Annotated in this window: 15 protein-coding genes; 11 read left to right on the top strand and 4 right to left on the bottom strand. The window is 66.0% G+C overall.

Features of this window, described 5'->3' with window-relative positions; translation table 11 throughout:
- The 5 genes from G370_RS01000000120900 to G370_RS0115855 all read left to right on the top strand — a co-directional run.
- Nucleotides 1-247 (top strand): IS3 family transposase (locus G370_RS01000000120900; RefSeq protein WP_032955444.1); only part of this gene is annotated, 247 nt, incomplete at its 5' end.
- Between the two features lie 306 nt (nucleotides 248-553).
- Complete coding sequence (locus tag G370_RS0115870) at nucleotides 554-2,824, top strand: methyl-accepting chemotaxis protein (RefSeq protein ID WP_019661483.1); 2,271 nt, start codon at nucleotides 554-556, stop codon at nucleotides 2,822-2,824.
- Nucleotides 2,825-2,861: 37 nt separating this feature from the next.
- Nucleotides 2,862-3,731 (top strand): CheR family methyltransferase, encoded by an 870-nt coding sequence (locus G370_RS0115865; protein WP_019661482.1) that lies wholly within the window; start codon nucleotides 2,862-2,864, stop codon nucleotides 3,729-3,731.
- On the top strand, nucleotides 3,728-4,324 hold the full coding sequence (cheD, locus tag G370_RS0115860) for a chemoreceptor glutamine deamidase CheD (RefSeq protein WP_014037083.1): 597 nt from the start codon (nucleotides 3,728-3,730) through the stop codon (nucleotides 4,322-4,324). The genes G370_RS0115865 and cheD overlap by 4 nt, the downstream gene beginning before the upstream one ends.
- Nucleotides 4,321-5,394, top strand: coding sequence for a protein-glutamate methylesterase/protein-glutamine glutaminase (locus G370_RS0115855; protein ID WP_019661481.1), 1,074 nt, complete (start codon nucleotides 4,321-4,323; stop codon nucleotides 5,392-5,394). Before cheD ends, G370_RS0115855 begins: the two co-directional genes overlap by 4 nt.
- A gap of 272 nt (nucleotides 5,395-5,666) precedes the next feature.
- Here G370_RS0115855 and acnB read toward each other — a convergent pair whose 3' ends face one another.
- Genes acnB through G370_RS0115840 form a run of 3 tightly spaced genes read right to left on the bottom strand, consistent with a single transcriptional unit; the run spans nucleotide 5,667 to nucleotide 8,931 of the window.
- Complete coding sequence (gene acnB, locus G370_RS0115850; RefSeq protein WP_019661480.1) at nucleotides 5,667-8,258, bottom strand: bifunctional aconitate hydratase 2/2-methylisocitrate dehydratase; 2,592 nt, start codon at nucleotides 8,256-8,258, stop codon at nucleotides 5,667-5,669.
- Nucleotides 8,259-8,301: 43 nt separating this feature from the next.
- On the bottom strand, nucleotides 8,302-8,700 hold the full coding sequence (locus tag G370_RS0115845) for a type II toxin-antitoxin system VapC family toxin (RefSeq protein ID WP_005416402.1): 399 nt from the start codon (nucleotides 8,698-8,700) through the stop codon (nucleotides 8,302-8,304).
- 6 nt (nucleotides 8,701-8,706) lie between these two features.
- Nucleotides 8,707-8,931: an AbrB/MazE/SpoVT family DNA-binding domain-containing protein gene (locus tag G370_RS0115840; protein WP_005409505.1), complete on the bottom strand. Its 225-nt coding sequence runs from the start codon at nucleotides 8,929-8,931 to the stop codon at nucleotides 8,707-8,709.
- Nucleotides 8,932-9,232: 301 nt separating this feature from the next.
- On the opposite strand from G370_RS0115840, the gene acnA reads away from it, so the two are divergent.
- On the top strand, nucleotides 9,233-11,986 hold the full coding sequence (acnA, locus tag G370_RS0115835) for an aconitate hydratase AcnA (RefSeq protein ID WP_019661479.1): 2,754 nt from the start codon (nucleotides 9,233-9,235) through the stop codon (nucleotides 11,984-11,986).
- A 130-nt stretch (nucleotides 11,987-12,116) separates the two neighbouring features.
- Here the strand turns inward: acnA and G370_RS0115830 are convergent, their stop codons facing one another.
- On the bottom strand, nucleotides 12,117-13,667 hold the full coding sequence (locus G370_RS0115830) for a BCCT family transporter (RefSeq protein WP_019661478.1): 1,551 nt from the start codon (nucleotides 13,665-13,667) through the stop codon (nucleotides 12,117-12,119).
- Nucleotides 13,668-13,835: 168 nt separating this feature from the next.
- Here G370_RS0115830 and betI point away from each other — a divergent pair, with 168 nt between their 5' ends.
- From betI to rpfF, 5 genes are all read left to right on the top strand, one after another.
- Nucleotides 13,836-14,426: a transcriptional regulator BetI gene (gene betI, locus G370_RS0115825; RefSeq protein WP_005409501.1), complete on the top strand. Its 591-nt coding sequence runs from the start codon at nucleotides 13,836-13,838 to the stop codon at nucleotides 14,424-14,426.
- Between the two features lie 38 nt (nucleotides 14,427-14,464).
- Nucleotides 14,465-15,937, top strand: a complete 1,473-nt coding sequence (gene betB / locus G370_RS0115820) for a betaine-aldehyde dehydrogenase (RefSeq protein WP_019661477.1) — start codon at nucleotides 14,465-14,467, stop codon at nucleotides 15,935-15,937.
- Between the two features lie 101 nt (nucleotides 15,938-16,038).
- The gene (gene betA, locus G370_RS0115815; protein WP_010482497.1) at nucleotides 16,039-17,721 is read left to right on the top strand and encodes a choline dehydrogenase; all 1,683 of its coding nucleotides are present in this window, start codon (nucleotides 16,039-16,041) and stop codon (nucleotides 17,719-17,721) included.
- Between the two features lie 226 nt (nucleotides 17,722-17,947).
- Nucleotides 17,948-19,624, top strand: a complete 1,677-nt coding sequence (locus G370_RS0115810) for a long-chain fatty acid--CoA ligase (protein ID WP_019661476.1) — start codon at nucleotides 17,948-17,950, stop codon at nucleotides 19,622-19,624.
- A 200-nt stretch (nucleotides 19,625-19,824) separates the two neighbouring features.
- On the top strand, nucleotides 19,825-20,694 hold the full coding sequence (gene rpfF, locus G370_RS0115805; RefSeq protein ID WP_012480080.1) for a diffusible signal factor synthase RpfF: 870 nt from the start codon (nucleotides 19,825-19,827) through the stop codon (nucleotides 20,692-20,694).
- Nucleotides 20,695-20,698 lie beyond the last annotated feature (4 nt).

Genomic DNA, 20,698 nt, shown 5'->3' with positions numbered 1-20,698 from the left:
GCACTCTTTAAAACAAAGCATGTCCCGGCGTGGCAACTGCCTGGACAATGCAGCGATGGAGAGCTTCTTTGGGACGCTGAAGTCGGAGTTCTTTTACCTGAACAACTTTGACAGCATCGAGAGTCTGGAGGCGGGGCTGGTGGAATACATCCAGTACTACAACCAAGAGCGAATCAAATTGAAATTGAAGGGCCTGAGCCCGGTACAGTACCGGGAGCAGGCCCAACAGGCCCAATCGGCCGCCTGACCCCTGTCCAAGTCTCGGGGGTCACTTCAGGGACGGGTTTACGGCGTCCCCCGCCAACCCACCCTGGCCCGGCCCCCCTCGCAACTCGCGACCGCCGACCAACTGCTGTTACTGTTGCTGTTGCTGTTGCTGTTGCTTCAAAAGCCTACCGCAGGCAGCGCCGCAGCCGCCGCTGCAAGAAAACCTGAATACGTTCCGACACCGCACCTCAATCCCCCGCCTCAGCGGCCGATAACGGGGTTGTCACCGCTTGTCCCGCCGTGACCGGCTCGGCGCCGCCCGCCCGTTTCGACCTGGTCCTGCTCGATGAATCTCCTGCATCGCTGGCAACACTACTTCAGCAATCTCTCCGTCCGGCGCAAGCTCAACCTGCTGACGCTGCTCATCGCGCTCGGCGTGATCGCGCTCTCGGTGATCGCCGCCCGCATGCAGTACCTGGACCTCACCGAGACCCGCAAGACCGCGCTGAAGACCCAGGTCGAACTCAGCTACGGCATCCTTCAGCACTACCACCGTCTGGCCGGCACCGGCGAACTCAGCGAGGACGCCGCGAAGAGCGCCGCGTTGCAGGCCCTGGAAGTGATGCGCGCCGAGAACGATACGTACTACTTCAACATCTACGACACCGGCTACCGCCTGCTGATGCACCCGTTCCGCAAGGACCTGGTCGGCAAGGACATGAAGGACTTCCGCACCGACGACGGCGTGCGCATCTATTACGACCAGGTCGAAGCGGCCAAGGCCGGCGGTGGCTTCGTCAACTATCGATGGGCCAAGCCGGGCAGCAAGGGCGAGGTCGAGAAGGTCGCCTACGCCGGCCTGTTCGCGCCCTGGAACTGGGTGGTCAGCAGCGGCGTCTACATGGACGACGTGCAGCGGCAGGCGCTGGTGTTCACCGCCATCATGGCGATCTCCGGTGGTGTACTGGTGCTGATCGTGCTGGCCCTGAGCTGGGTCATCGGCAACCGTATCGCGCGCCCGCTGAAGCAGGCTACCGCCGTCGCCGAAGGCATCGCCAACGGCAAGCTGGACAGCCATATCGGCCCACAGCCGCACGACGAGCCCGGCCGCCTGCTGGAGGCGATGTCCGGCATGCAGCAGCAGCTGCACGCAGTAATCAACGGCCAGCGCGAAATGGCCCGCCGCCACGATGGCGGCGAACTGAGCTACCGCATCGACGCCAGTGCGTTCCCCGGTGAGTATGGGCTGATGGTGCAGGAGACCAACGCCCTGGTCGGCAGCCACGTGCAGACCCTGCACGATGTGCTGGATGTGGTGCAGCAGTACGCGGTCGGCGACCTCAGCCGCGACATCGCGCGCTACCCAGGCGAGAAGGCCGCAATGACCACCACCGTCGACACGGTCAAGGCCAACCTCGGCCGCATCAATGCCGAGATCAAGCAGCTGGCCAGTGCCGCCGCCGCGGGCGACTTCAGCCGCCGTGGCGACGCGCAGCGCTTCGATTACGATTTCCGCCTCATGCTGGAAAACCTCAACGCGATGATGGCGGTCAGCGATGACAACCTCGGCAAGCTCTCGCAGCTGCTGTCGGCCATCGCCGAAGGTGACCTGACCGCGCGCATGCACGGCGACTACCAGGGCGTGTTCGCACGGATGCGCGACGATGCCAACACCACAGTCGCACAGCTGACCCAGATCGTCGGCCAGATCCAGGCCAGTGCTTCGAGCATCACGCTCGCCGCCGGCGAGATCGCCTCCGGCAACAGTGATCTGTCACGCCGCACCGAGCAGCAGGCCGCCAACCTGGAAGAAACCGCAGCCTCGATGGAGGAACTGACCTCCACCGTGCGCCAGAATGCCGAACACGCCCGCCAGGCCAACCAGCTCGCCATCGGCGCGCAGTCTGTTGCCTCCCAGGGCGGCAGCGTGGTCGGCCAGGTGGTCAGTACCATGTCCGCCATCGAGGCCTCGTCGAAAAAGATCGCCGAGATCATCTCGGTGATCGACGGCATCGCGTTCCAGACCAACATCCTGGCGCTGAACGCTGCCGTGGAAGCCGCGCGTGCCGGTGAACAGGGTCGCGGCTTCGCAGTGGTCGCCAGCGAAGTGCGTACCCTCGCCCAGCGTTCGGCCGCTGCGGCCAAGGAGATCAAGGGCCTGATCGACGATTCGGTCGGCAAGGTCACCGAAGGCTCCAGCCTGGTGCACCAGGCCGGCAGCACGATGGGCGAGATCGTCGCCTCGGTGCAGCGCGTGACCGACATCATGGCCGAGATCTCTGCCGCTTCGCAGGAGCAGAGCGCCGGCATCGAGCAGGTCAACCAGACCGTGGTGCAGATGGACGAAACCACTCAGCAGAACGCTGCGCTGGTGGAGGAAGCCACCGCCGCCGCGCGTGCGATGGAAGACCAGGCCGCGCAGCTGGCCGATGCCGTGGCGATCTTCCGCCTCGACAACCAGGTCTCCGCCGCAGTGAAGGCTGTCGCCGAACGCGTGGAATCGGCGTGCATCACCACCGTGGCACGTCCGCAGCCGACCGGAACGCCCGCGCCGGTACGTCGCAGCAGCAACGCCCGCACCTTCGCCGCCAGCGACAGCGACTGGCAGGAATTCTGAGACCCACCCGCAGCGGCTTCGGCCGCCGCCTCTGCCGATGGACACGTCCCCCGTGCAAAGTCCTACTCCCATCGTCACCGGCCCGCGCGAATTCGAGTTCGCCGACCGTGATTTCCGCCGCGTCTGCGACCTGATCTACCAGCGCGTGGGCATCGCCCTCGCTCCGGCCAAGCGCGACATGGTCTATGGCCGCCTGTCGCGCCGCCTGCGCACGCTGGGCATGCGCAGCTTCCAGCAGTATCTGGACCATCTCGAGCAGGAAGATGGTGACGAGTGGCAGGCGTTCACCAACGCCCTGACCACCAACCTGACCTCGTTCTTCCGCGAACCGCATCACTTCGACAAGCTGCGCGAGGAGCTGCAGCAGCGCTCCAGCCGCACGCCGCTGCTGTTGTGGTCGTGCGCAGCGTCCACCGGCGAAGAACCCTATTCAATGGCGATTGCCGCCTGTGAGGCCTTCGGTACGCTGAAGCCGCCGGTGCGCATCATCGCCACCGACGTCGACACCCAGGTGCTGGCCACCGCCGGCCGAGGTGTCTACAACATCGACCGTGTGACCAACCTCGACCCGGACCTGCGCCGGCGCTACTTCCAGCGCGGCAGCGGCCCCAACGAGGGCCAGTGCCGCGTGCTGCCGGCACTGCGCGAGCTGATCGAGTTCCGCCCACTGAACCTGCTTGCCCCGCGCTACGACGTCGGCGGCCCGTTCGATGCGTTGTTCTGCCGCAACGTGATGATCTACTTCGACAAGCCAACCCAGCGCGCGATCCTCGGCCGGCTGGTACAGCACCTGGCCGATGACGGCCTGCTTTACACCGGACACTCGGAGAACTACCTGCACGCCGCCGACCTGATCCAGCCCTGTGGCCGCACCCTGTACCGCCGCGCGGCAAAGGCCGGTGCATGAACGCCTCGCTACGTACCGACGATGTGATGCGCTACCAGGATGCGCGCTTCCAGACCATTGCCGCCAAGCTGCTGCCGACCCAGTACCTGGTGGTGGACGACACCACCGCGCTGACCACCACGCTGGGTTCCTGCGTGGCGGCCTGCCTGCGGGACCCGGTACTGAAGATCGGTGGCATGAACCATTTCCTGCTCCCCGAGGGCAATGCCGGCGACGGCGCGCCCGCGCGTTACGGCAGCTACGCGATGGAACTGCTGATCAACGACATGCTCAAGCGCGGCGCCCACCGCAAGCGCATCGAGGCCAAGGTGTTCGGCGGCGCCAACGTGCTCAAGGGATTCACCAGCAATCCGGTCGGTACCCGTAACGCCGAGTTCGTGCGCCAGTACCTCCAGGCCGAGCATATCCCGATCATCGCCGAGGACCTGTGCGGCATCCATCCGCGCAAGATCTGGTTCTTCGCCGATACCGGCCGCGTGGTGGTGCAGCGCCTGCCGCATGCCCACGAAGCCGAAGTGGCTGCCACCGAATCGGCCGTGCGTGCACGTCTGTCCAAGGCCCCGGTCACCGGTGGCGTGGAGTTGTTCGAATGACCCTGACCGGCAACGCCCCCTGCCGGGTCCTGATCGTCGACGACTCTGCCGTCGTGCGGCAGATGCTCACGGAAATCCTGTCCAGCGACCCGGCCATCGACGTGGTCGGCACCGCCGCAGATCCGCTGCTGGCGCGTGAGAAGATCAAGCGCCTGGCCCCGGACGTGATCACGCTTGACGTGGAAATGCCGCGCATGGACGGCCTGGCGTTCCTGGAAAACCTGATGCGGCTGCACCCGCTGCCGGTGGTGATGATTTCTTCGCTGACCGAACGCGGCGCCGACACCACGCTGCAGGCGCTGGCACTGGGCGCGGTGGACTTCGTCTCCAAGCCCAAGCTGGACGTCGCACGCGGCCTGCAGGGGTACGCCGACGAAATCATCGCCAAGGTGAAGATGGCGGCGCGCTCGCGGGTGCGACCGCTGGTGCGCGCGGCCGCCCCGAAGCTCACGCTGGACGCAGCGCCGGCAACGCGTGCTGCTTCGCCGCAGTTCCGTACCACCGACCGCCTGATCGCGATCGGCTCGTCAGCCGGTGGCACCGAAGCGCTGCGCGTGGTGCTGGAAGGCATGCCGGCCGACGCGCCCGCCGTGGTGATGACCCAGCACCTGCCGGCCAGCTTCAGCAGCGCCTTCGCCGAACGCCTGGACCGCCACTCGGCCATGGCCGTGCGCGAGGCCAGCGACGGCGAAGCGGTGCTGCCCGGCCATGCCTACCTGCCACCCGGCGGCAAGCACCTGCGCATCATCCGCGACGGTGCACGCTGGCGCTGCCGCATCGACGATGGCCCGGCGGTGAACCGGCACAAGCCGGCGGTGGACGTGCTGTTCCGCTCGGTCGCGCAGAGCGCGGGTGGCAATGCCATCGGGGCCATCCTCACCGGCATGGGTGACGACGGCGCACGCGGCCTGCTGGAAATGCGCCAGGCCGGCGCGCCGACACTGGTGCAGGACGAGGCCACCAGCGTGGTCTGGGGCATGCCCGGTGCAGCGTTCAAACTCGGCGCCGCTGAGGAACAGGTGCCGCTGGAGCGGATCGCCGAACGGCTGCTGGCGCTCTCCCGCGGCTGATTGCGCGCCGCGGCTCAAGGACTCCGCGGTCAGTAGATCCACGCCATGCGTGGATGCCTTTGTAGAGTCGAGCCGCGCTCGACTCATCGCGCATCGCACGAACAGCAGCCAAGCATGGACTCGGCGCTACAGGCCATCAGGCAACGAAAGAACCCCCGGCTTTCACCGAGGGTTCTTCGTTTCATCGGGGTGCCGGCCAGCAGCCGCCACCCCCATGCGTTGTCCGCTCACAAAAAACCCCCGGCGCAAGCCGGGGGTTTTCAGTTACCGCATCAGGCAGCGACCGACTTGGCCACGTCCTGGTATTCCTCGATCTGGTCAAAGTTCATGTAGCGGTAGATCTCCGCACCATTGGCGTTGATCACGCCGATGTCCGCCATGTACTCCTCCTTGGTCGGGATGCGGCCCAGACGCGAGCAGATCGCGGCCAGCTCCGCCGAACCCAGGTACACGTTGGTGTTGCGGCCCAGGCGGTTCGGGAAGTTGCGGGTCGAGGTCGACATCGCGGTGGAACCCTCGCGGATCTGCGCCTGGTTGCCCATGCACAGCGAGCAGCCCGGCATTTCCATGCGTGCGCCGGTAGCGCCGAAGGTGCCGTACACGCCCTCCTTGGTCAGCTCCGAAGCATCCATCTTGGTCGGCGGGGCCACCCACAGGCGGGTCGGCAGGTCACGCTTGCCTTCCAGCAGCTTCGCAGCGGCACGGAAGTGCCCGATGTTGGTCATGCACGAACCGATGAACACTTCGTCGATCTTGGCACCGGCCACCTCGGACAGGGTCTTCACGTCGTCCGGGTCGTTCGGGCAGGCCACGATCGGCTCGTGGATGTCGGCCAGGTCGATCTCGATGACGGCGGCGTACTCGGCGTCGGCATCCGGCTCCAGCAGCTGCGGGTTGGCCAGCCACGCTTCCATCTTCTCGATGCGGCGCTGCAGCGAGCGCGGATCCTGGTACCCCTCGGCAATCATCCACTTCAGCAGGGTGATGTTGCTGGTCAGGTACTCGATGATCGGTTCCTTGTTCAGGCGCACCGAGCAACCGGCCGCCGAACGCTCGGCCGAGGCGTCGGACAGTTCGAACGCCTGTTCGACCTTCAGCTCCGGCAGGCCTTCGATTTCCAGGATGCGGCCGGAGAAGATGTTCTTCTTGCCGGCCTTGGCCACGGTCAGCAGGCCCGACTTGATCGCGTACAGCGGGATCGCGTTGACCAGGTCACGCAGGGTCACGCCCGGCTGCATCTTGCCCTTGAAGCGCACCAGCACCGACTCCGGCATGTCCAGCGGCATCACGCCGGTGGCCGCAGCGAAGGCGACCAGGCCCGAACCGGCCGGGAACGAAATGCCCACCGGGAAACGGGTGTGCGAGTCACCACCGGTACCGACGGTGTCCGGCAGCAGCATGCGGTTGAGCCAGCTGTGGATCACGCCGTCGCCCGGGCGCAGCGAGACGCCGCCACGGGTGGAGATGAACTCCGGCAGGGTGTGGTGGGTCTTCACGTCCACCGGCTTCGGGTAGGCGGCAGTGTGGCAGAACGACTGCATCACCAGGTCGGCCGAGAAGCCCAGGCAGGCCAGGTCCTTCAGCTCGTCACGGGTCATCGGGCCGGTGGTGTCCTGCGAGCCGACCGAGGTCATCTTCGGTTCGCAGTACGTGCCCGGGCGCATGCCCTGGCCTTCCGGCAGGCCACAGGCGCGGCCGACCATCTTCTGCGCCAGCGAGAAGCCCTTGCCGGTATCGGCCGGCTGCACCGGCAGGCGGAACAGGTCGGTCGGGGCCAGGCCCAGCGCTTCTCGCGCCTTGCCGGTCAGGCCACGGCCGATGATCAGCGGGATGCGGCCACCGGCACGCACTTCGTCGAACAGCACGTCGGACTTGACCTGGAATTCGGCGATCACCTCGCCGTTCTTCAGCGCCTTGCCTTCGTACGGGCGCAGCTCGATGACGTCGCCGTGCTCCATCTTCGACACGTCCAGCTCGATCGGCAGCGCACCGGCATCTTCCATGGTGTTGTAGAAGATCGGCGCGATCTTGCCGCCCAGGCACACGCCACCGGCGCGCTTGTTCGGGATGTACGGAATGTCATCGCCGGTCCACCACAGCACGCTGTTGGTGGCCGACTTGCGCGAGGAGCCGGTACCGACCACGTCGCCGACGTAGGCGACCAGGTGGCCCTTGTCCTTCAGGTCGAGGATCTGCTGGATCGGGCCGCGCTTGCCGTCTTCTTCCGGGGTGAACGGCGCGTCGTCGCGCTTGTTCTTCAGCATCGCCAGGGCGTGCATCGGGATGTCCGGGCGGGTGGTCGCGTCCGGCGCCGGCGACAGGTCGTCGGTGTTGGTCTCGCCCGGCACCTTGAACACGGTGACGGTCAGGCTCTGCGGCACTTCCGGGTTGCTGGTGAACCACTCGGCATCGGCCCAGCTCTGCAGCACGGCCTGGGCGTTGGCGTTGCCGGCCTTGGCCTTTTCCTGCACGTCGTGGAAGGCGTCGAACACCAGCAGGGTCTTCTTCAGGCCGTTGGCGGCGATGGTGCCGACGCTGGCGTCGTCCAGCAGCTGCACCAGCGGGGCGACGTTGTAACCGCCGAGCATGGTGCCCAGCAGTTCGGTGGCGCGCTCGCGGCTGATCAGCGGGTTCTGCTCGCTGCCCAGCGCGATCGCGGCCAGGTACGAGGCCTTGACCTTGGCTGCGTCATCGACGCCGGCCGGCACGCGGTGGGTCAGCAGGTCGAGCAGGAACTCGGCCTCGCCCTGCGGCGGGTTCTTCAGCAGTTCGATGACATCGGCCGTCTGCTGCGCGCTCAGCGGCAGCGGCGGGATGCCAAGCGCAGCGCGCTCGGCGACGTGGTGGCGGTAGGCTTCCAACATGACAACTCCCGGGTAATGCGTAGGTTGAAATAACAAAGTGGGCTCAGGCGTGCGGCACGATCAGCTTCAGGCCCTTGAAGTAGTCGCGGTAAAACGTGTCGTTCCAGGTGATCAGGCCATCGCACTGCAGCAGTGCGTGGGCGCCGACCATGAATTCGTCCAGGCTGCGGCGGCTGCCGCCACGCTGGCGATGACGGCGGTGCATCTCGCCCGCGCGCAGCGCCGACTTGGCTTCCATCGGGTTGAAGTGCACGCCCATTTCTTCCAGCGCTTCGAGCACCTCGGCGCCGCCGCGCAGCGATGCGCAGACCTCGGCCAGGGTCGCGCCGCAGACCACCACACGGCCACCCACCAGGCTCTGCCGGAGGATGGCCTCCACCGCATCGGCCTGCGGACCATTGCTGAGTAGCTCGACCAGCACCGGTGAATCGACGGCGATCATCACGGCTTATTCCTCGTCACGCACCGCGCGTACTGCCGCATCGGACGATTCGAAGCCGTCCAGCGCGAACTTGCCGCGCGCCCGTGAAATGGCATCGTCAACACTCTTGCGCAGGATGATGCGGCTGCCGTCCAGCTCGACCTTCAGCAGCGTGCCCTTGGTCAGGCCGAGGGCATCACGCACCGCCTTGGGCAGGGTGATCTGTCCGCGTTCTGCAACAGTGGCTTCCATCGGTAGGCCCTCCAGAGTATGCACAAATTATACATACTTCCTTGGGCATACTTCCACCCTGAACAGGACCGGCACCCTGCCAGCCCTTGCCTCGCAAAGGATCGGCCACAAACGTGACATACGCCATACACCCTCCCCTGTAGTCTGGAACCGATGCCGCAGGCCGAACCCGGCCCGGGTGAATCCATTCAGTTTCGGGTTCATACTGGAACTTCCGGGGCCACCAGGCCACCGGCGACCGCAAGCAGGTCCGCCCATGCGCGGGCCACTGCAAGCCATCCGCAAGAAGGAGTTACCCCGCATGAGCGATTCGTTCTCCACCCGCAGCCAGCTGAACGTCGGCGGCAAGACCTACGACTACTTCAGCCTGCCCACGCTGGGCCAGCGCTTCGATATCTCCCACCTGCCCTACTCGATGAAGATCCTGCTGGAGAACCTGCTCCGGCACGAGGATGGCGGCATCACCGTCGGCAAGGACCACATCGAAGCCGTGGCCCGCTGGAACCCGGCGGCCGAACCGGACACCGAAATCGCCTTCATGCCGGCGCGCGTGGTCCTGCAGGACTTCACCGGCGTGCCCTGCGTGGTTGACCTGGCCGCGATGCGCGACGCCGTCGTCAAGCTCGGCGGCAAGCCGGAGCAGATCAATCCGCAGATTCCCTCCGAACTGGTCATCGACCACTCGGTGCAGGTAGATGTGTTCGGCAAGCCCGACGCGCTGGACCTCAACGGCAAGATCGAGTTCCAGCGCAACCAGGAACGCTACGGCTTCCTGCGCTGGGGCCAGAAGGCCTTCGACAACTTCAAGGTGGTGCCGCCCAACACCGGCATCGTGCACCAGGTGAATCTGGAAAACCTGGCCCGCGTGGTGATGACCGCGGAGAAGGATGGCAAGGCCGTGGCCTACCCGGATACCGTGTTCGGTACCGACAGCCACACCACCATGATCAACGGCATCGGCGTGCTGGGCTGGGGCGTGGGCGGCATCGAAGCGGAGGCGGCCATGCTCGGCCAGCCGTCGTCGATGCTGATCCCGCAGGTGGTCGGCTTCAAGCTGACCGGCAAGCTGCCCGAGGGCGCCACCGCCACCGACCTGGTGCTGACCGTTACCCAGATGCTGCGCAAGCTGGGCGTGGTCGGCAAGTTCGTCGAGTTCTACGGTGATGGCCTGCAGCACCTGCCGCTGGCCGACCGCGCCACCATCGGCAACATGGCCCCGGAATACGGCGCCACCTGCGGCATCTTCCCGATCGACGCCGAATCGCTGAACTACCTGCGCCTGTCCGGCCGAAGCGAAGAGCAGATCAACCTTGTCGAGGCCTATGCCAAAGCGCAAGGACTGTGGCACGAACCGGGCAGCCCGCATGCCCAGTACAGCACCACGCTGGAACTGGACATGGGCACGGTGAAGCCGTCGCTGGCCGGCCCGAAGCGTCCGCAGGACCGCGTCCTGCTCGAAGACGTGCAGAAGAACTACCGCGAAGCGCTGGTCGGCCTGACTGCCAACCGTGACAAGCGCAGCGAGGACGTTGCCACCTTCGTCAACGAAGGCGGTGGGGCGGCGGTCGGCAACGAGCAGCTGGCCAAGGGCTTCGCCGACATCGAGATCGAAGGCAGCAAGGTGCGGCTGAAAGATGGCGCGGTGGTCATCGCGGCCATCACCTCCTGCACCAACACCTCCAACCCGGCGGTGATGATCGGCGCCGGCCTGCTGGCCCGCAATGCGGCCGCCAAGGGCCTGAATCGCCAGCCGTGGGTGAAGACCTCGCTCGGGCCGGGCTCGCGCGTGGTCACCGACTACCTGGAAAAAGCCGGCGTGCTGAAGGAGCTGGAGAAGATCGGCTTCTACGTGGTCGGCTACGGCTGCACCACCTGCATCGGCAACTCCGGCCCGCTGCCGACCGAAGTCAGCGCCGGCATCGCCGCCGGCGATCTTGTGGTCACCTCGGTGCTGTCGGGCAACCGCAACTTCGAGGGCCGCGTGCACCCCGAAGTGAAGATGAACTACCTGGCCAGCCCGCCGCTGGTGGTGGCCTACGCCATCGCCGGCACCACCGACATCGACCTGACCACCCAGCCGCTCGGTACCGGCAGCGATGGCCAGCCGGTGTTCCTGCGCGACATCTGGCCGAGCAACAAGGAAATCGGCGATGTCATCGCCGCGACCATCGGCCCGGAGATGTTCAAGCAGAACTACGCCGACGTGTTCAAGGGTGACACCCGCTGGAACACCATCGCCTCGCCAGACGGCAACCTGTACGAGTGGAGCGATGCCTCCACCTACATCAAGAACCCGCCGTACTTCGATGGCATGACCATGCAGACCGGCAGCATCGACGACGTGCATGGTGCACGCGTGATGGGCCTGTTCGGCGATTCGATCACCACCGACCACATCTCCCCGGCCGGCAACATCAAGAAGGACTCGCCGGCAGGCCGCTTCCTGCAGGAGCGCGGCGTGCAGCCGGCCGACTTCAACAGTTACGGCAGCCGCCGCGGCAACGATGACGTGATGGTCCGCGGCACCTTCGCCAACATCCGCATCAAGAACCTGATGTTCGGTGGCGAGGAAGGCGGCAACACCCTGTACTACCCGGCCGGCGGCGGTCAGCCGGAGAAGCTGGCGATCTACGATGCGGCCATGAAGTACAAGGCTGAAAAGGTGCCGCTGGTGGTGCTGGCCGGCAAGGAATACGGCACCGGCTCGTCGCGCGACTGGGCGGCCAAGGGCACCCTGCTGTTGGGAGTGAAGGCGGTCATCGCCGAGAGCTTCGAGCGCATCCACCGTTCCAACCTGGTAGGCATGGGCGTGCTGCCGCTGCAGTTCCGCAACGGCGAAAACGCGCAGAGCCTGGGTCTGGACGGGTCGGAAGTGATCGACATCACCGGCCTGCAGGACGGTGCCAGCAAGCGCGCCACGGTCACCGCGACCAAGGCCGATGGCACCAGGAAGACCTTTGAGGTCTCGGTGATGCTGCTGACCCCGAAGGAAGTCGAGTACTTCCGCCATGGTGGCCTGCTGCAGTACGTGCTGCGCCAGCTGGCCAGCAAGTAACGGAAAAGGGCCGGATCCGCACGGATCCGGCCCTTTCCGTTTGCGATGCACCCCCCTGTAGAGCCGAGCCTGCGCTCGGCTGCTTCTGCGCCGACAGCAGCCGAGCATGGGCTCGGCTCTACAGAAGCACTCAGCGGCGCGGTGCGTCCGGGTCGGTGCGCAGCGCCTTCAGCAGGCCCCACATGTAGAACGCCAGGGTGAACGAGAACGGCAGGCCGCACAGCACCACCGCCGTCTGCATCGCGCTGAAGTTGCCGGCCAGCAGCAGGCCAACGCTGGCCACGGTGATGCCCGCCGCCCAGAACACGCGCAGCCAGATCGGTGCGTCGTGACCGTCCTCGACGCCGTCATCGACACGACGGGTGCACAGATTGGCGATCATCAGCGTGCCCGAATCGACCGGGGTCAGGAACAGCACGAAACCAATCACCACCGCAGCACCGGCCACGTACGGCGCGCCGGGCAGGTATTCCAGCAGCTTGAACAGCGTCATCGCCGCATCGTGCTGGGCCACGTCGCCCAGGATCGCCTGGCCATGGTTGAGGACCAGGTCGATGGCGGTGTTGCCGAAGATCGACAGCCACGCCAGGGTGAAACCGAGCGGGATGAGAAGCACGCCCATGACAACTTCACGGATGGTGCGTCCCCGCGAGATGCGCGCCACGAAAAGGCCGACGAACGGCGCCCAGGCGATCCACCAGGCCCAGTAGAACAGCGTCCACGAGCCCATCCACTCACGCCCCTTCGGGTCGTTGAGGTACATGTCGAAACTCTTGCGCACGAACGCACCGAGGTAATCGCCGGTGTTCTGGATCAGGCCATCGAACAGGTGCAGGGTCGGGCCGGTGACCAGCACGAACAGCAGCAGGCCGCACAGCAGGCGCACGTTGAGGTTGGAGAGCCAGGCAATGCCCTTTTCCACGCCTGCAACCACGCCGATGGTGGCCACCACCATCATCACCAGCACGATCGCCACCAGCACCTGCGGCGTATCCGGGATGTGGAACAGGTAGACCAGGCCGGACTGCACCACCAGCGCGCCGATGCCGAGGTTGGTCACCATCGAGATCAGCGTGGCCAGGATGCCGAAGCCATCCACCATGTCGCCGATGCGGCCATGGATGCGCTCACCGAAGATCGGGTACAGCGCCGAGCGCAGCGCCAGCGGCAGGTCGCGGCGGTAGGCGAAGTAGCCCAGTGCCACACCGACCAGCGCATACAGCGCCCAGCCGTGCAGGCCCCAGTGCAGGAAGGTCAGCACCATCGCCTCGCGGCCGGCGGCCACGGTGCCGCCGGGTTGCCCGGGCGGATGCAGGAAATGGTCCAGCGGCTCGTAGGCGCCGTAGTACAGCAGCGCGATGCCGATGCCGGCCGAGAACAGCATCGAGACCCAGGCCACGTAGCCGAAGGCCGGTGATTCCTCGTTGTGGCCCAGGCGGATGCGGCCATACGGCGAGAACGCCAGCCACAGCACGAAGCCCAGGCACAGCACGATCAGCAGCATGTACCACCAGCCGAACGCGGCCGACACCTCGGCCTGCGCCCATTGCAGCCAGTGCTCGCTGCCTTCGGGATAGAGAACGGTGAGCAGCCCGAGGATGCCGATCGACACCGAGGAGCTGAGGAAGACAAAACGGTTCAAGCGCAGGGGCGAACGCTTGGGATGAGCCAGGGAAGACATGGGATCGTCTCATCAGTCCGGGGGAGTACATGGGCGGGGCCGGACCGGTAAACCGGGCCCATGGCGTGGGGCGCGAGCGCATCCTAGGGTTTATTGATTGAACGTTCAATCAATAAAAAGCATAATGGCGGGCAGCCGATCCTTCGGGTCGCAATCCGTGGAGAGACAATGCCGAAGAAAGGCGTGGAACCGGTACGGCGCGAACAGCTGATCCGGGCCACTTTCCAGACCATCGACGAGATCGGCATGGCCGATGCGACCGTCGCCACCATCGCGAAGAAGGCAGGGTTGTCCAGCGGCATCGTCGCCCACTACTTCGGCGACAAGGACGGCCTGCTCAATGCTGCAATGCGGCAGATCCTGCGCGAGCTGAAGGACGCGGTCGCCCGCTACCGCGCCGACGCCAGCGACGACCCGCGCGAGCAGCTGCGCGCCATCGTCGACGGCAACTTCGACGACAGCCAGATCAACGGCACCGCGATGCGCGTCTGGCTCACCTTCTGGGCCGCGAGCATGCACCAGCCGGAACTGGCCCGCCTGCAGCGCGCCAACGACCAGCGCCTGTTCTCCAACCTGTGCCACCAGTTCAACCGCCTGCTGCCCCACCCGCAGGCCCGCCTGGCCGCCCGCGGCCTGGCCGCGATGATCGACGGCCTGTGGCTGCGTGGCAGCCTGGTCGGCGGCCAGTTCAACGCCGAGAAGTCCCGGCGCATCGCTTACGGCTATATCGACTTCCAGTTGCAGGCTGTCGCGCTATAAGCGCTTCAGCACCCGCCCCCTTCCAAGGAGTACGCCCCATGACCACCCTGCCCGTCCAACAGCTCTACATCCACGGCCAGCGGGTCGATGCCACCAGCGGCAAGACCTTCAAGACCGTCAACCCGGCCACCGGTGAAGTCCTGGCCGAGGTGCAGGTCGCCAGCCAGGCCGACGTCGAACGCGCCGTGCAGAGCGCGGCCGAAGGCCAGAAGGTATGGGCGGCGATGACTGCCATGGAGCGTTCGCGCATCCTGCGCCGCGCCGTCGAGATCCTGCGCGAGCGCAACGACGAACTGGCCCAGCTGGAGACTCTGGACACCGGCAAGGCGTTGGCCGAGACCACCGCCGTGGACATCGTCACCGGCGCCGACGTGGTCGAGTACTACGCCGGCCTGGCCACCGCCATCGAAGGCATCCAGCTGCCGCTGCGCGAATCGAGCTTCTTCTACACCCGCCGCGAGCCGCTGGGCGTGGTCGCCGGCATCGGCGCCTGGAACTACCCGATCCAGATCGCCATGTGGAAGTCGGCCCCGGCCCTGGCTGCCGGCAACGCGATGGTGTTCAAGCCCTCCGAAGTGACCCCGTTGACCGCGATCCGCCTGGCCGAGATCTACACCGAAGCCGGTGTGCCGGCCGGCGTGTTCAACGTCGTGCAGGGCCCGGGCCGCGAGATCGGCCAGTGGCTGACCGAGCACCCGGTGATCGAGAAGATCTCCTTCACCGGCGGCGTCGCCACCGGCAAGAAGGTCATGGCCAGCGCCGCGTCCTCGTCGCTGAAGGAAGTGACCATGGAGCTGGGCGGCAAGTCGCCGCTGGTGATCTGCGATGACGCCGATCTGGACCGCGCCGCCGACATCGCGGTGATGGCCAACTTCTTCAGTTCCGGCCAGGTCTGCACCAACGGCACCCGCGTGTTCGTGCCGCGCAGCATGCTGGCCGCCTTCGAGGCCGCCGTGGTCGAGCGCGTCAAGCGCATCCGCATCGGCGACCCGATGGCCGCCGACACCAACTTCGGCCCGCTGACCAGCTTCCCGCACATGGAAAACGTGCTGCGCTACATCGAGAGCGGCAAGGCCGAAGGCGCCCGCCTGCTGACCGGCGGCGGCCGCGCCACCGAAGGCGCGCTGGCCAATGGCGCCTACGTGCTGCCGACCGTGTTCTCCGACTGCCGCGATGACATGACGATTGTCCGGGAAGAGATCTTCGGGCCGGTGATGAGCATCCTCGCCTACGACGACGAAGACGAAGTGGTGCGTCGTGCCAACGACACCACCTTCGGCCTGGCCGCCGGCGTGGTCAGCAAGGACGTCAGCCGCGCCCACCGCATCATCCACCGCCTGGAAGCCGGCATCTGCTGGATCAACACCTGGGGCGAATCGCCGGCCGAAATGCCAGTTGGCGGCTACAAGGAATCCGGCGTCGGCCGCGAAAACGGCATCTCCACCCTCGGCCACTACACCCGCATCAAGTCGGTGCAGGTCGAGCTGGGCGACTACGCCAGCGTGTTCTGACCGGCGCGCCCCGAGCACGCCCTCTCGTCCGGCCACCGCGCCGATCCGACATTCCGCCGCGACGCCTGCATGCAGCGCGCCCCGGCCTGCAGGAGACACCCATGAGCACCCATAACGAGTACGACTACATCATCATCGGCGCCGGTTCGGCCGGCAACGTGCTGGCGACCCGCCTCACCGAAGATGCCGATGTCAGCGTGCTGCTGCTGGAAGCCGGTGGCCCGGACTACCGGCTCGACTTCCGTACCCAGATGCCGGCGGCGCTGGCCTTCCCGCTGCAGGGCAAGCGCTACAACTGGGCGTACAAGACCGATCCGGAGCCCTTCATGAACAACCGCCGCATGGACTGCGGACGCGGCAAGGGCCTGGGCGGCTCGTCGCTGATCAACGGCATGTGCTACATCCGCGGCAACGCGATGGACTACGACAACTGGGCCAGCATGCCGGGCCTGGAGGATTGGACCTACCTGGACTGCCTGCCGTATTTCCGCAAGGCCGAAACCCGCGACATCGGACCCAATGACTACCACGGTGGCGATGGCCCGCTGCGCGTGACCACGCCCAAGGCCGGCAACAACGAACTGTTCGCTGCGATGGTCGAGGCCGGCGTGCAGGCCGGCTACCCGCGCACCGACGACCTCAACGGCTACCAGCAGGAAGGCTTCGGCCCGATGGACCGAACGGTGACCCCGAAGGGCCGTCGTTCCAGCACCGCCCGCGGCTACCTGGACCTGGCCAAGCCGCGCCCGAACCTGACCATCGTCACCCACGCGCTGACCGACCGCATCCTGTTCTCGGGCAAGCGTGCGGTGGGCGTGCAGTGGCTGCACAACGACCAGCCACAGCGTGCCACCGCCCGCCGTGAGGTGCTGCTGTGCGGCGGCGCCATCGCCTCGCCGCAGATCCTGCAGCGCTCGGGCGTGGGCCCGGCCGACCTGCTGCGCAGCCTGGACATCGACCTGGTACACCACCTGCCGGGCGTCGGCGCCAACCTGCAGGACCACCTTGAGATGTACCTGCAGTACGAGTGCAAGAAGCCGGTCTCGCTGGCCCCGGCGCTGAAGCTGTACAACCAGCCGGCGATCGGTGCCGAGTGGCTGTTCCTGGGCACCGGCATCGGCGCCAGCAACCAGTTCGAGGCCGGCGGCTTCATCCGCAGCGACGCCGAATTCGACTGGCCGAACCTGCAGTACCACTTCCTGCCGGTGGCGATCAATTACAACGGCTCCAACCCGATCAAGGCGCACAGCTTCCAGATGCACGTCGGTTCGATGCGCTCGCCCAGCCGCGGCCGCATCCATGTGCGTTCGAAGGATCCGCGCGAACATCCGAGCATCCTGTTCAACTACATGTCGCACGAGCAGGACTGGCGTGAGTTCCGCGCGGCGATCCGCATCACCCGCGAGATCTTCGCGCAGCCGGCGCTGGCACCGTACAGCGGCCGCGAGATCTCGCCGGGCAGCGCGCTGCAGACCGACGCGCAGATCGACGCATTCGTGCGCGAGCATGCCGAGACCGCCTACCACCCGTCGTGCTCGAACAAGATGGGCCATGCCGATGACCCGATGGCGGTGGTCGACGGCCAGGGCCGCGTGCACGGGCTGGAAGGCCTGCGCATCGTCGATGCCTCGATCATGCCGCAGGTGGTGACCGGCAACCTCAACGCGCCGACCATCATGATGGCCGAGAAGCTGGCCGACGTGATCCGCGGCCGCACCCCGCTGGCCCGCAGCACAGCGCCGTATTACAAGGCCAACGGTGCACCGGTGCGCAAGCAGGGCTGAGCCAGCCGCACACCTTGAAACACCCGCCGGGCATGGCCCGGCGCTACCAGGCGCGTCCTGCCTTCGGTAGCGCCAGGCCATGCCCGGCGCCGTTTGACGCGTTCGCACAATGCGCTACGCAAACCCCTCTTCGCGTTTTCCCTACGGCGGGGTATGCTGCAATGAACGGCCATTGTCGATACGCTCGGGGCCGAACCTAATACATCACGATTCCTGGAGGGGGAATATGAGTCTGGATCGTCCCTGGCTGCAGAGCTATCCGAAAGGCGTTCCCGCCGAAATCGACGTCAACGAGTTCCATTCGGTAGCTTCGGTCTTCGACGCTTCCGTCGCGAAATTCCGCGACCGTCCCGCCTACTCCAGCTTCGGCAAGGTCCTCACCTATGGTGAGACAGACGCGCTGGTCACCCAGTTCGCCGCCTACCTGCTGGGTGAGCTCAAGCTCAAGAAGGGTGACCGCGTCGCCCTGATGATGCCCAACTGCCTGCAGTACCCGGTGGCCACCTTCGGCGTGCTGCGCGCCGGACTGACCGTGGTCAACGTCAACCCGCTGTACACCGCGCGCGAACTCAAGCACCAGCTGGTCGACGCCGGCGTCAGTGCGCTGGTGGTGGTCGACAACTTCGGCGACACCGTCGAACAGGTCATCGCCGATACGCCGGTCAAGCACGTGGTCACCACCGGCCTGGGCGACCTGCTCGGCGCCAAGGGCGCGATCGTCAACTTCGTACTGAAGTACGTCAAGAAGATGGTGCCCAACTACCACATCAAGGGTGCCGTCCGCTTCAGGCAGGCGCTCAAGCTGGGCAGCCGCCACGCGCTTCCGCCTGTCGAGATCGACCACGACGACATCGCCTTCCTGCAGTACACCGGCGGTACCACCGGCGTGGCCAAGGGCGCGATGCTGACCAACCGCAACCTGATCGCCAACATGCAGCAGGCGTCGGCGTGGCTGTCCACTTCAGGCATCGAGCCGGGCAAGGAAGTGATCATCACGGCCCTGCCGCTGTACCACATCTTCGCGTTGACCGCGAACGGCCTGGTCTTCATGAAATTCGGTGGCTGCAACCACCTGATCACCAACCCGCGCGACATGAAGGGCTTCGTCAAGGAGCTCAAGGGTACCCGCTTCACCGCCATCACCGGTGTCAACACGCTGTTCAACGGCCTGCTCAACACCCCCGGCTTCGACGAGATCGACTTCTCCTCGGTCAAGTTCACCCTGGGCGGTGGCATGGCCGTGCAACGTGCCGTGGCCGAACGCTGGAAGAAGGTCACCGGGGTGACCCTGGTCGAGGCCTACGGCCTGACCGAGACCTCACCGGCAGCCTGCATCAACCCGCTCACCCTGCCCGAGTACAACGGCGCCATCGGCCTGCCGATCCCGTCCACCGATGCGTGCATCAAGGACGACAACGGCAACATCCTGGCGCTGGGCGAAGTGGGCGAGCTGTGCATCAGGGGCCCGCAGGTGATGAAGGGCTACTGGCAGCGCCCGGAGGAAACCGCCACCGCCATCGACGCCGACGGCTGGCTGCACACCGGCGACATGGCGAAGATGGACGAACAGGGCTTCTTCTACATCGTCGACCGCAAGAAGGACATGATCCTGGTGTCCGGCTTCAACGTGTACCCGAACGAGGTCGAGGACGTCATCGCGATGATGCCCGGCGTGTTGGAAGTGGCTGCGGTCGGTGTCCCGGACGAGAAGTCCGGCGAGGTCGTGAAGGTCGTGATTGTGAAGAAGGACCCGAACCTGACCGCGGAAATGGTCAAGGAACATGCCCGGGCCAACCTGACCGGTTACAAGCACCCCAGAATCGTAGAATTCCGAAAGGAGCTGCCGAAGACCAACGTCGGCAAGATTCTCCGTCGCGAGCTGCGTGATACGCCCGCCCAGTAAGGGTTTCCGGGCAGCACGACAGTACAGGGGACCCCGCCGGAGACGGCGGGGTCTTTTTATTGCCGGAACATGGCCGGCCCGGCGCTTGCGGGCGGTTCACGACGGGTGCATAGAATCAGTCGCCGCCGCATGTTCAGCTCGCCCCCTCACTCCTCTCCGTCCGCTCTGCGGTTGGCCGGACGGTCACACGGAGAACTCCCATGTCTGCAGTACGCCCCATCATTACCCGTCCCTCGCAGCACCCTACCCTGCGTATCACCGAAGAACCCGAGCGGGACGTTTACTGGATCCATATGCACGCCAACCTGGTCAACCAGCCAGGCCGGCCGTGCTTCGCCTCGCGCCTGGTCGATGACATCGTCGACTACCAGCGCGAACTGGGCGATCGCCTCAGCGCCTCGCACGCTCTGTCACCCCATGTCGTACTTGCCTCGGACAGCGACGTGTTCAACCTGGGCGGCGATCTCGAACTGTTCTGCCGCCTGATCCGCGAGGGCGACCGCGCCCGCCTGCTCGACTATGCCCAGCGCTGCGTGCGCGGCGTGCATGCCTTCCATGCCGGCCTGGGCACCCGTGCCCACAGCATCGCCCTGGTCCAGGGCAATGCACTGGGGGGCGGCTTCGAGGCCGCACTGAGCTGCCACACCATCGTCGCCGAGGAAGGCGTGTTGATGGGCCTGCCGGAGGTGCTGTTCGACCTGTTCCCCGGCATGGGCGCCTACTCCTTCCTGTGCCAGCGGATCAGTCCGCGGCTGGCGGAGAAGATCATGCTGGAAGGCAACCTCTACACCGCCAGCCAGCTGAAGGAAATGGGCCTGGTCGACATCGTGGTGCCGGTGGGCGAAGGTGTTGCCGCAGTCGAACAGGTGATCAAGGAAAGCCGACGCATCCCGCACGCCTGGGCGGCGATGCGTGAGGTCAACGAGATCGCCACCATGGTGCCGCTGCATGAAATGATGCGGATCACCGAGATCTGGGTAGACACTGCGATGCAGCTCGGCGAGAAGTCCCTGCGCACCATGGATCGGCTGGTACGGGCGCAGGCCCGACGCAATGGCGACCCGGCCTGATCGT

Origin of the sequence: Stenotrophomonas hibiscicola ATCC 19867 (assembly GCF_000382065.1) — a bacterium.
GTDB classification, from domain to species: Bacteria; Pseudomonadota; Gammaproteobacteria; order Xanthomonadales; family Xanthomonadaceae; genus Stenotrophomonas; species Stenotrophomonas hibiscicola.
The sequence above is the reverse complement of the archived record's forward strand: the minus strand, read 5'-3'. Positions and strand labels throughout refer to the sequence as shown.